This is a genomic window from Micromonospora sp. MW-13 (assembly GCF_003434305.1).
Taxonomy (GTDB): Bacteria; Actinomycetota; Actinomycetes; order Mycobacteriales; family Micromonosporaceae; genus Micromonospora.
In genome coordinates this window covers 98,307-108,878 of record NZ_QKKX01000064.1, presented here as the reverse complement: position 1 = coordinate 108,878, position 10,572 = coordinate 98,307, and the positions used below count along the sequence as shown (strand labels likewise).

Annotated in this window: 12 protein-coding genes; 5 read left to right on the top strand and 7 right to left on the bottom strand. The window is 74.6% G+C overall.

All coding sequences use genetic code 11. From position 1 onward, the window contains the following. A partial coding sequence (locus tag C5N14_RS27305; protein ID WP_243640079.1) for a condensation domain-containing protein occupies positions 1–775 on the top strand: 775 nt, incomplete at its 5' end. 92 nt (positions 776–867) lie between these two features. Here the strand turns inward: C5N14_RS27305 and C5N14_RS27300 are convergent. The 5 genes from C5N14_RS27300 to C5N14_RS27280 form a co-directional block, all read right to left on the bottom strand. Continuing rightward, entirely contained in the window at positions 868–1,155 is a 288-nt protein-coding gene (locus tag C5N14_RS27300) for a hypothetical protein (RefSeq protein ID WP_165878242.1), read from the bottom strand. Between the two features lie 121 nt (positions 1,156–1,276). Further along, positions 1,277–2,461, bottom strand: coding sequence for a helix-turn-helix domain-containing protein (locus C5N14_RS27295; RefSeq protein ID WP_117672133.1), 1,185 nt, complete (start codon positions 2,459–2,461; stop codon positions 1,277–1,279). 278 nt (positions 2,462–2,739) lie between these two features. Continuing rightward, positions 2,740–3,435 carry an HAD-IA family hydrolase gene (locus C5N14_RS27290; protein WP_117672105.1) on the bottom strand — a complete coding sequence of 232 codons (696 nt, stop codon included), beginning with the start codon at positions 3,433–3,435 and terminating at the stop codon, positions 2,740–2,742. A gap of 37 nt (positions 3,436–3,472) precedes the next feature. Next, complete coding sequence (locus tag C5N14_RS27285) at positions 3,473–4,609, bottom strand: Gfo/Idh/MocA family protein (protein WP_117672103.1); 1,137 nt, start codon at positions 4,607–4,609, stop codon at positions 3,473–3,475. Beyond that, positions 4,606–5,769, bottom strand: coding sequence for a DegT/DnrJ/EryC1/StrS family aminotransferase (locus C5N14_RS27280; RefSeq protein WP_117672101.1), 1,164 nt, complete (start codon positions 5,767–5,769; stop codon positions 4,606–4,608). The genes C5N14_RS27285 and C5N14_RS27280 overlap by 4 nt, the downstream gene beginning before the upstream one ends. A 359-nt stretch (positions 5,770–6,128) precedes the next feature. Here C5N14_RS27280 and C5N14_RS27275 point away from each other — a divergent pair, with 359 nt between their 5' ends. The 4 genes from C5N14_RS27275 to C5N14_RS27260 all read left to right on the top strand — a co-directional run bounded on the left by C5N14_RS27275 (position 6,129) and on the right by C5N14_RS27260 (position 8,591). Further along, complete coding sequence (locus C5N14_RS27275) at positions 6,129–6,560, top strand: type II 3-dehydroquinate dehydratase (protein WP_117672099.1); 432 nt, start codon at positions 6,129–6,131, stop codon at positions 6,558–6,560. A gap of 102 nt (positions 6,561–6,662) precedes the next feature. After that, positions 6,663–7,016 (top strand): DoxX family protein, encoded by a 354-nt coding sequence (locus C5N14_RS27270; protein ID WP_117672131.1) that lies wholly within the window; start codon positions 6,663–6,665, stop codon positions 7,014–7,016. A 6-nt stretch (positions 7,017–7,022) separates the two neighbouring features. Further along, entirely contained in the window at positions 7,023–7,985 is a 963-nt protein-coding gene (locus C5N14_RS27265; RefSeq protein ID WP_117672097.1) for an ROK family protein, read from the top strand. 45 nt (positions 7,986–8,030) lie between these two features. Beyond that, positions 8,031–8,591 (top strand): NADPH-dependent FMN reductase, encoded by a 561-nt coding sequence (locus tag C5N14_RS27260; protein WP_117672096.1) that lies wholly within the window; start codon positions 8,031–8,033, stop codon positions 8,589–8,591. A 99-nt stretch (positions 8,592–8,690) separates the two neighbouring features. Here C5N14_RS27260 and C5N14_RS27255 read toward each other — a convergent pair whose 3' ends face one another. Both C5N14_RS27255 and C5N14_RS27250 read right to left on the bottom strand, forming a co-directional pair. Beyond that, positions 8,691–9,551, bottom strand: coding sequence for a S1 family peptidase (locus tag C5N14_RS27255; RefSeq protein WP_117672129.1), 861 nt, complete (start codon positions 9,549–9,551; stop codon positions 8,691–8,693). A 100-nt stretch (positions 9,552–9,651) separates the two neighbouring features. Next, positions 9,652–10,434, bottom strand: coding sequence for a TetR/AcrR family transcriptional regulator (locus C5N14_RS27250; RefSeq protein ID WP_117672093.1), 783 nt, complete (start codon positions 10,432–10,434; stop codon positions 9,652–9,654). Between the last annotated feature and the right edge of the window lie 138 nt (positions 10,435–10,572).

The window sequence follows — 10,572 nt, the reverse complement described above, 5'->3', positions numbered from 1 at the left end:
CCAGTTCTACGACGAGCACACCCGCCTACGCGAGGCCGCCGACCTCGAAGCACAGCGGGCCTACTGGCGCAGGCAACTGCGCGGGCTCTCCCGCCAGGGCGAGGGCCGGCCCCAGGAGCTGCTGGTGGAGACCCCGACCTGGGGCCCCAAGGCCGGGCACATCGCCACCGTCACCCCCGACGTGCTGGAACGCTGGGACCGCGCCGCCCGGGAACACCGGTTCAGCCGCTCCAGCTACTTCGCCGCCGCCTACGCCACCGCGCTGCGCGCCATCCACCAGCAGGACGACATCGCCATGCTGATGATCGTCGCCCAGCGCGGCAGCCGGATCCTCGACTCCACCTTCACGAGCCGGATCAGCTCCAACTGCCTCCGGGTCCGGTTCGACGGGCCGGAGAAGAACCTGATCCGGGCCGTCCAGCGGACCGTCGACGAGCTGATGGCCGCCCAGGACGTCGCGTTCCTGGAGATGACCACCGACCCGGTCCTCGACATGTCCCGCGAGGTGGCCAACAGCATGCCCTCCTTCGCCTACCAGGACAACGTCGTCCTTCCGCTGGAGCTGCCGGGCTGCCGGACCGAGGAGGTCGTCGAGCCGTACGCCCGGGAGTGGTCGGGCGCCTGCCTCGTCGAGGTGCTGCCCGGCAACGGGGACGTCCTCCTGCGCGTCACCGTCCGCACCGACCTGGTCCCGGCCCCCGTCGCCGAGATGCTGGCGGCCGAGATGCTGCGCTTCCTCGAAGCCGGCCCCGAGGGCGTCGACCACGCTCGCTGAGCGGTCCCGCCGGACGCTGCCCCGGCCCGCCATCGTCACGCCGACGTTGGCGGGCCGGTCGCGGATCTGGGCCGGGAAGCGGAAGGGCGCGCTCACCGGGTCAGGCCGACCAGGGCGGCCAGGTGCGCCACGCCGGCCGGCATCGGGCCGCCGCGCGCCACGTCGGCGATCACCGTACGCGCCAGCGGCCGGCACCGGATCTCGGCCGGCGCGGTCCGTTCGGCGTCGACCAGGGCGCGCCCCGCCCGCAACAGGTCACCGACGTGCAGGTACGCCCGCGCGGCGGCCACCAGGTGCGCGGCCCGGTGCTCGACCGGCAGGCGCCCCCACCCGCTTCGGCCGGTCGCCTTCTCGTGCCAGGTGACCGCCGCACCCGCCACTGGGCCACCCGCCGACCTATCGGCAGCTCACCGCTCTCCACGACGCCACCGCCCGGTCCGGCACCGCCCGAGTGGTCTCCTCCACCGGTATCCGATCCGCCTCGGCCTGCTCCAACAAGGATTATGGCAGCAGGTTGATGCCCATCCGGCCGGCCAGCACCCGCAGGTCGTCCGGGATCGCGCAGCGCCTCGCCCGCTGCGCCATCGCCACGACCGCGCCCTGAGCGAGGGGGTTCAGGGCGAATGGCACCGGCGCGGCCTGCTCAGCCCGCACGAACGCGGCCAGCGCCTCGGCATCCCGGCGACCGGTGTCGGCCAACGCGCGGCCGACGTCGAGCCGGTAGGACATCTGGCGGTTCGTCGCCACCAGGACCTGCGGCCGAACCGTCCGGGACAGCTCGATCACCCGGCCGGGCTCACCCGACTCGGCCGCGATGGACATCTCCCACAGCTTCACGTTGGTCGGCCCGAACCCACACCCGTTGAAGCCGGCCCCGTCCGGCGGGTCTCCGAGGGTCGCCGCCTCCCGGGCCGCCTCGGCGAGATGGTCCCGCGCGACGTCCGGACGACCGCTCACGGTCGAGGTCAGCGCCGCCGAGAGGTGGAGCTGGCCGAGCATCTGTCGGACCCGCTCGTCGGCCGCATCGGCCTGGAGCCCGACCAGCGACCGGTCGGCGGCCCGGGCCGCGAGTGGCGCGGATTCGATCGGCAGGCTCTGCGCGTACGCGAACCGGGACGCCCCGATCCACGCCGGATCCTCGACTTCCTCGGCAGCCGACACCGCGACCCGTGCGGTGTTGAGCGCCAGATGCCGGTAGCCGAGGTGCCGCAGGCACGTCGAAGCCTGGTAGGCCACCTGGGCGAGCACGGTGCCGTCGACAGCGGCGGCGTCGAGCAGGAGGCCGGGGAGGAGTCGGGCCATCGCCGGATAGTTGGATCGGGTACGGAGCTGATCGCTACGGGAGATGTCGCCGGCCAACTCGTCCCTGCCACGGGTCGACGGCCGGCGCTCGCCATCCTCGATCTCGATCAGCGCGGACCAGATCGCCGGAACGCACTCGGCCGCGCTGTCCCGCGCCGGGTCGCCGGGTTCCGTGCCCTGGCCGAGCAGGTCCGCCACCGTCACCTGGAGAGCGGCGGCTACGGCGACGAGAGTGGAACGACGGTCGATGGTCTTCCGGCCGGACTCGACCTGCGAGATGTAGGACTGGCTGACGCCGGCGAGTCCGGCGAGGACAGCTTGCGTCATCCCGCTACGGCGCATCCGCCAGTACCGGATCCGGGCACCGATGGTGTCGGTCTTCATGGCCATGGCTTCGCCCACTTCCCAGGTAGCGGACCGGGGCGGTGGCCGCCTCCACCCGGACGGACCACCACCACGGACGGTACATCGACCAGATTCAGGAGCGTAACGGTCCATGCCGGGAACATGTCCGTTGTCCGCTGTCACCACATCGGACAAGTCGGGCGGCACGCCCCGCGCGCCTCGCGCAGCACCGGGGCTTCCGCGAGTCATTCGTCGGGCGGCGTCGCCCACGATGCTGGGCACGAGCCTGGAGATGCCCCGGGTCGAGCCCGGCCGGGTCAGGGGACGAGGGCCACCGGGCAGTGGGCCAGCAGGTCCGTCGGTGCGTGCGCGACCACGTCCGGGCCGGCGGCGAGCAGCGCGGCGATGTCCCCGCCGTGCCAGGTGGTGGCGACCGTGGTGGCGCCGGCGTCCCGGCCGCTGAGCAGGTCGATCACCGCGTCGCCGACCATCATGGCCTGGGCCGGCGGCACGTCGAGGTGGCCGAGCGCCTGGAGCACGATGTCCGGGGCGGGCTTCGGGCGGGCCACCTCGTCGGAGCCGATCACCTGGTCGAACAGGCCCAGCACGCCGAGCGTGTCGAGCAGCGAGCGGGCCCGGGGGCCGCTCTTGCCGGTGGCGATGGCCATCCGGATGCCCCGGGCGTGCAGCTTCTCCAGGGTGTCCCGGACGCCGGGGAACAGCGGCACCAGGTGGGCCATCCGGTAGCTCTCCCGGACGAACGGTTCCTCCATCTCCAGCGGCAGCCCCATCAGCCGCATGATGTCCGGGAAGTACCGGCCCATGTGCTGGTTGTACTCCTCGAACGGCGCCGGTCCGTCGCCCACCACCTCCGCGTACGCGATGCTGAACGCCTCGCGCATGACGGCGGAGCTGTCGACGATGACGCCGTCGAGGTCGAACACGACCGCGCGGATCGGGCCCCGGCCGGGCGTCGGGCGGGTCACGTCGACGGTGGACGGTGGATGGCTCATGGCTGCTCCCCGGAGCGAGTGAGGTCGCCGGTGGTTCTCACCGGTCGCGTTGGCCCGCCAGCACGTGCTCCCGCTCCGGCTCGGTGGGCCGGGCGGAGTGGTAGATCCGTTCGATGATGTCGATGGTCCGGCGGGCCTCGGCGACGGCCACGCCCCGGCTGGCCGGGGCCGCGAGCAGCCCGGGCAGGGCGTCGAGCTGGCGGTCGTACTCGGCGCCGATCGCCTCCTCGGGCAGCGGCAGCCGGACGGTCTCGCCGGCGCGGGTGCGGGTGAGCACCGGCGCCGGCTCCCGGTTCGGGCTGAACCCGAACGTGCAGCGCAGCGTGGCCGACCCGGTGGCGCCCTGCACGGTGATCGTGGTGCGGTCGAGGGCCTCGTGCGACGCCCAGCAGGCGTGCAGGGCGACCGAGGCGCCACCGTCGGTGAGCAGGAACCCCCGGGCGGTGTCCTCGACGTCGCCGCGGGACCGGCCCCCGGTCCCGGCCTCGCTGCGCCAGGCGGCGTGCGCGGCGCTGTCGTTGACGAAGTCGTCGGAGACGCTGCCGATGGCGTGGCTGACCCGGGTGTCCGGGCCGAGCATCGGCAGGACGGTGTCGAGCAGGTGCCAGCCGAGGTCGACCAGCGCGCCGCCGCCGGAGAGGTCGCGGCGGGTGAACCAGCCGCCCGCGTCGGGCACCCCCCGGGCGCGGACCCAGGCCACGTCGACGTGCCGGACTGGGCCCAGCCCGCCGGCCACCTCCGCCAGCGCCCGGACGTCGGCCCGCCACCGGGCGGCGCTGCCGGCCAGCAGCACGGTGCCGCCGTCGCGCTCCGCGGCGGCGAGCAGCTCCGCCTCGGCGGAGGTGAGGCAGACCGGCTTCTCCAGGAACACCGGTACGCCCCGGCGCAGCAGCCGGGCGGCGACCGCGGCGTGCAGGTGGTTGGGGACTGCCACCACCACCAGGTCGACCGCGCCCGCGGGCAGGTCGTCGACGTCGGCGTACGCGAAGGGCACCGCGTGGGTGTCGCGGGCGGTGTCCCGGACGGCCGGCTGCGGGTCGACCAGGGCGGTCACCTCGAAGGCCGGGTGCGCGGCGAGCCGGGGCAGCCAGATCTCCCGCCCGGCCCAGCCGAGGCCGGCCACCGCGACCCGGACCGGACGGTCGGGCGCGGCGGCCGGGGGCAGGCCGGTCATTCGGCGAGGACGTCGGCCAGCACGGCGGCGATGTCGTGCATCTGCTGCTCGGTGCCGAGCAGGGTGCGGTGGTGCAGCCAGACGCAGTCGGAGTGGATCTGCTCGACGTTGGGGCAGCGGGCGGCGATCGCCTCGATGCTCTCGTCGGGGGCGCCGGCCTCCCAGAAGCCCTCACACCGGTAGATGGCCCGGAACGCCACGAACGCCGGTACGCCCCGGGCGATGAGCGCGTCGACCACGGCGCGGCGCCGCTCCAGGGTGATCCCCGGGATCCGGAACATGGCCATGTAGTGCGGGTTGCGGTCGGTGCGCGGGTCGGTGCGCTGGGGCACCACGCCGGGGATCTCGGCAAGCAGGCTGGACAGCAGCGGCCACCGCTGCTCGCGCACCTCGATCTGGCCGTCGAGGCGGGCGAGCTGGGCGCGCAGCACGGCGGCGCTGAACTCGTTCATCCGGTAGTTGGAGCCGGTGGTGCGGTGCAGGTAGTCCCGGTCGGTGCGGGGCCGGCCGCAGCTGTGCACGACGAACGCCCGTTCGCGGGTCTCCTCGTCGGGGAAGAGCACCGCGCCGCCCTCGCCGGCGGTCATCAGCTTGCCGTTCTGGAAGCTGAACGCGGCCACCGAGCCGAGCGCGCCGGCCCGCTTGCCCTGCCACTGGGCGCCGTGGGCGTGCGCGGCGTCCTGGAGCAGCGCCACCCCGGCATCTGCGGCGATCTTGTCCAGCGCGTCCATGTCGGCGAACTGGCCGGCCATGTGCACCGGCATGATGGCCCTGGTGCGGTCGGTGATCGCGGCGGCGACGGCGGCCGGGTCGACACAGTAGGTGTCCAGGTCGACGTCGACCGGCACCGCGACCGCGCCGAGGCGCTGCGCGGCCAGCGACGACGAGATGAAGGTGAAGGCGGGGACGATCACCTCGGTGCCGGGCCCGACGCCGAGCACCTCCAGGGCGACCTCCAGGGCGTGGGTGCCGTTGGTGACGGCGAGCGCGTGCGGCGTGCCGTGGTACGCGCCGAACTCCGCCTCGAAGGTGTCTACCTCGCTCCCGCCCATCCGCCACCACTGACCCTGCTCCAGGGCGCGGACCAAGCCGGCTCGTTCCTCGTCACCGAACTGCGGCCACTCGGGGAACTCCGGCACCGTTGACGGCTGACCACTCATGACTTCCCACTTCCCAATCCAGGAGGACCAGCGGTTCCCGACCGTCCCGCGGCGGCTTCGCGCATCCCGCGGACCCGGGCTCGCCCGCCGCGGCGGGCCTGCGCCGGTCGGCCGGTCGAGCGGGGACGCCACCGTCTGAGCGGACAGCGTCATCGGCTCGCGGTGGACGCTAACCGACCCGGCAGGACGCTCACCTCCCCTAACAGCCCCTACCCACCCCTTAGTTCGACGGCGGGCCGGGGGCGGGCGGCGCGGGCGGGGCCGGCGGCGTAGTAAGACTGCGGGGAATCTGTCGCCGGCCCGGCGGGGGCCAGCCATGCGAGGTGGCCGTACCCGGGCCGCTTCCCGCGAGGTGAGCTGTGTCCGACGTGCTGCTGTTGAACGGTCCGAACCTCGGCATCCTCGGCCGACGCGAGCCGGAGATCTACGGCACCGACACCCTCGCGGACATCGAGCGGGCCGTCGGCGAGGAGGTCGCGGCGCGGGGCTGGCGGGTGGTCGCGGTGCAGCACGACTGCGAGGGCGCCCTGGTCCGCGCCGTGCAGGAGAACTACGACACGGTGGGCGCGATCGTGAACCCGGGCGCCCTGATGATCGCGGGCTGGAGCCTGCGCGACGCGCTGGCCAACTATCCGCGGCCGTGGATGGAGGTCCACCTGTCCAACGTGTGGGCCCGGGAGAGCTTCCGGCACGACTCGGTGCTCGCCCCGTTGGCCAGCGGGATCATCGTCGGGCTGGGCTCGCTGGGCTACCGGCTGGCCGCCCGCGCGCTGGTCGCCACCGTCGACTGAGGACGCCGCCCGGCCCGGCCCGGCGCCGCGCGTACCGGGCCAGCCGGCCGTCCGGCCGATAGGGTCGGCCGGGCCCTGACCCCCTCCGAGAAGGAAGTGAACGTGCAGATTCCCATCATCGTCCTCAGCATCATCCTGGCCACGGTCTTCGCCGCGCTGGCCTACCCCAAGCTCACCGGCCAGGCGCAGATGCGCGAGCGGATGGCCCACCTCGGCGTCTCCCCCGGGCTGACCAAGGTGATCGGCAACCTGGAACTGGCCGCGGTCGTCGGCCTGATCTTCGGCCTGTACTGGGCACCGGCCGGGATCGCGGCGGCGATCGGCCTCACCCTCCAGATGATCGGCGCGGTGATCTTCCACCTGCGCGCCCGGGACCCGATCTCGGTGGCGGCGATGCCCGCCGTGTTCGGGCTGGCGACAGCCGCGGTCGCGGTGCTGCACGTGCTGCAGGGCTGACCGCCGGTGCCGGGACGGACCGACACCGGCGTGCTCGGGGTCGACATCGGGGGCACCAAGGTCGCGCTGCGGGCCGAGCGGGCCGCGTCCGCGCCGGTCGTCGACCCGGGGGCGTACGAGCAGCCCGGGACCGTCGCGTCGCGGGCGTACGAGCGGACCCTGACCTGGCCCGCCGGCGGCGCCGAGGCGGACGTGGCGGCGCTGGCGGACGCGGTCGACGCGCTGCGCGCGGAGTCCGGCTGGCGGCTGGCGGCGGTCGGGGTGGCGATGCCCGGCACCACCGACCCGACCGGCCGGGTGACCGTCTGGCCGGGCCGGCCGAGCTGGGCCGGGCTGCGGCTCGACAAGGCGCTGCGCCGGATCTTCCCCGGCAGCCGGACCGCCTGGGCCGACGACGGTGACCTCGCGGCGCTCGCCGAGGCCCGGCACCTCGGCGCGGACGACGTCGTCTACCTCGGGGTGGGGACCGGGGTGGGCGGGGGTGTGGTGCTCGGTGGCCGCCCGCTGCCCGGGGCCGGCCGGGGCTCGCCCGAGGTCGGGCACATGGTCGTCGCCGTCGACGGGCCGCGCTGCGACTGCGGGCGGCACGGCTGCCTCCAGGCGATCGCCTCCGGCCCGGCCACACTGCGCCGGGCCGCCGCCGCGCGGGGCGCCGCGGTGAGCTTCGCCGAGCTGCGCGACGGGCTGGAGCGGGACCGGCGGTGGGCCCACGACGCGGTCCAGCCGAGCGGTACGGCCCTCGCAGCGGCCGTGGTCAGCCTCGGCGAGCTGGTCGACCCGTCGGTGGCAGTGCTGGGCGGCGGGTTCGCCGCCGGGCTGCCGGGCTTCGTCGGGCTGGTCGCGCGGGAGGTGGCCCGGCTGGCCCGGCCCGGCCGCCCGGCGCCGGCCGTGCGGGCCGCCGCGCTGGGCGGGCTCTCCTCGCTGCACGGCGCCGTGGCGCTGGCCCGGAACCTGACCGCGTCCCCCTGAGTCGGCCCGGATCGCGGGCCGCCGCTTCTCCGAGAGGAAACCAGCATGATCAGCATTGGTGTCGTTGTCGGCAGCACCCGCCCGGGCCGCAAGGCGGAGGCGGTGGCCCGCTGGGTGCGCGACATCGCCGCCCAGCGGGGTGACGCGACCGCCGAGCTGGTGGACCTCGCCGACCACGCCCTGCCGCACCTGAACACGCCGCTGCCGCCGTCGATGGCCCCGTCGAGCGACCCGGCGGTGCGTCGCTGGGCCGCCCGGATCGCCGCGTTCGACGCGTACGTGTTCGTCACCCCGGAGTACAACCACTCGGTGCCCGGGGTGCTCAAGGACGCGATCGACTTCCTCTACCGGGAGTGGACGAACAAGGCGGCCGGGCTGGTCAGCTACGGCGTGCACGGGGGCACCCGGGCGGCGGAGCACCTGCGGCTGGTCCTCTCCCAGGTCGAGGTCGCCGACGTCCGGTCCCAGGTGGCGCTGTCCCTGGTCACCGACTTCGTCGACTTCCGCGAGTTCCGGCCCGCCCCGGCGCAGGCCAAGGCGGTCGGCGAGATGCTCGACCAGGTCGTCGCGTGGGGCGGCGCGCTGCGCCCCCTACGCGGGCGCTGACCCGTCGGGGCATTCAGGATCAACCTCGACCGGAACAGCGCGGCCAGGCTGACCGCGGGGAACCCGCACTTCACCGCGTACGGCCGCCCGGCCCCGGGCTCACGGGATCGTCACCCCGTACGCGGCCAGGATCTCGTTGATCGGCTGGTAGTAGGTGGTGCCGCCGCTGGTGCAGTTGCCGCTGCCGCCGGAGAGGATGCCGAGGATCCGGCCGGTGGCGGCGACGTAGAGCGGGCCGCCGCTGTCGCCGGGCTCCGCGCAGATGTTGGTGCGGATCAGCCCCGAGACCGAACCCTCGGCGTAGTTGACCGTGGCGTTGAGGGCGGTGATCGTGCCGCACCGCACGCCGGTGGTGGAGCCGCTGCGGCAGACGGCCATGCCGACGACGGGGGTGGCGGTGCCGAGGATGGTCAGCGTCCCGGGGTACGTGTAGACGGCGCTCGGGTGCGGGATCGTCGAGGAGGTGTAGCGGACGATCCCGTAGTCGTTGCCGGGGAAGCTGGTGCCGGCGCGGGAGCCGAGGACCGTGCTGCCGGCGCCGTCGGCGTACCAGGTGGCGGCGGTCGACGTGCAGTGGCCGGCGGTGACGAAGTAGTAGGTGCTGCCGCTGCGGACGTTGGCGCCCAGCGAGCAGCGCCCCCCGCCGGCGTAGATGGCCTGCCCACCGGCGATCAGCGTGCTGAGCCGGCCGCGCTCCCGGTGGATGACGGCGTCGGTTCCGGCCAGCCGGGTGCGCAACGCGGCCAGTTGGCTCTCGCCCACGGTGTCGTCCACGGCCACGGTGGTCCGGCCGGTGGCCGGGTCCACGGCCCACGCGGTGCCGGCCGGAGCGGTGGCGGCCATGGCGATCGGCGCGGCGGCGATCGGCGGGGCGACGGTCGGCTCGGCGGCCCGGGCAGCCGCCGGCGGCGCCAGCAGGGGGACGACGAGCAGGAGGGCGAGCAGGGGGAAGCGACGCATCCGGGCCTCCACACATCGGTGAGAGTAGATGCCCTACAGCATCCGCGCTCCGCCCGCCCGGTTCAATACGTCGAGCAACGTCCATGCCGTGCAGGCGGGGTCAGCGGGCCGGGCCGGCCCCGCCCGCACGCTCGGCGACCACCACGGAGATGCCGTCGAGCACGCGCTGGAGGCCGAACTCGAAGGCGTACTCCGGGTCGTGGGCGGTGCCGTGCGCCGCCCCGGCCGCGGTGCCCACCCGGGACGCGGTCGGGAAGCTGCCCGGGGTGACGAACCGCGCCAGCCAGGGGGCGTGCACCTGCCACCACTGGCCGTCGGTCAGGCCCGTCTCCCGCTCCAGGTTCACCGCGTCGAGGACGGCCCGCGCCGCGCTGCGGACGTGCCCCAGGACGAGGGTGAGCACCGCGTCCATCTCCACGTCGGTGAGGCCGGTGTCGGCGACGGCGGTCAGCTCGTAGTCGTACTTGGCCATCAGGTTCGGGCCGAGCACCGGCCGGCTGGTCTCGGCCCGCAGCAGCCAGGGGTGGCCACGGTAGAGGCTCAGGTTCTCCCGGGCGATCCGCTCCAGCCGGACCCGCCAGCCGCCCGCGACGTCGGGCGGGCGGCTCATCTCGCCGTACAGGGTGTCGACCATGGCGTCCAGCAGCTCGGCCTTGCCGGGTACGTAGGTGTAGACCGACATCGTCCCGACGCCCAGCGCCTCGGCGACCCGACGCATGGTAAGGGCGTCGATGCCCTCCGCGTCGGCGATCTCGATCGCCGCCCGGACGATCCGGTCCACACTCAACCCGGGGCCCGCGCTGCGGCTCGTCGGCTCGGCGGTGCGCCAGAGGATGGCCAGGCTGCGGGCGGGGTCCGGCTTTCCTCGGCGCTCACTGGGCATAGTGCGGCAATCCTACGGCCCGGCACCCCGCCCACCGTAGCTTGGTCCAGGGCGCGAGGTGCGCGACTGCGGGCCGCTCGACGTTCGCCCACCTCGCCAGCCTGCTGGAGCGGGAGCTGACCGACCTGGGCCGGGACG

Excerpts from the sequence above, each read along its gene's own strand:
- C5N14_RS27280 (WP_117672101.1), bottom strand. The coding sequence starts at position 5,769 with ATGAGTGGTCAGCCGTCAACGGTGCCGGAGTTCCCCGAGTGGCCGCAG.
- C5N14_RS27290 (WP_117672105.1), bottom strand. The coding sequence starts at position 3,435 with ATGAGCCATCCACCGTCCACCGTCGACGTGACCCGCCCGACGCCCGGC.
- C5N14_RS27255 (WP_117672129.1), bottom strand. The coding sequence starts at position 9,551 with ATGCGTCGCTTCCCCCTGCTCGCCCTCCTGCTCGTCGTCCCCCTGCTG.
- C5N14_RS27250 (WP_117672093.1), bottom strand. The coding sequence starts at position 10,434 with ATGCCCAGTGAGCGCCGAGGAAAGCCGGACCCCGCCCGCAGCCTGGCC.
- C5N14_RS27285 (WP_117672103.1), bottom strand. The coding sequence starts at position 4,609 with ATGACCGGCCTGCCCCCGGCCGCCGCGCCCGACCGTCCGGTCCGGGTC.
- C5N14_RS27260 (WP_117672096.1), top strand. The coding sequence starts at position 8,031 with ATGATCAGCATTGGTGTCGTTGTCGGCAGCACCCGCCCGGGCCGCAAG.
- C5N14_RS27295 (WP_117672133.1), bottom strand. The coding sequence starts at position 2,461 with ATGAAGACCGACACCATCGGTGCCCGGATCCGGTACTGGCGGATGCGC.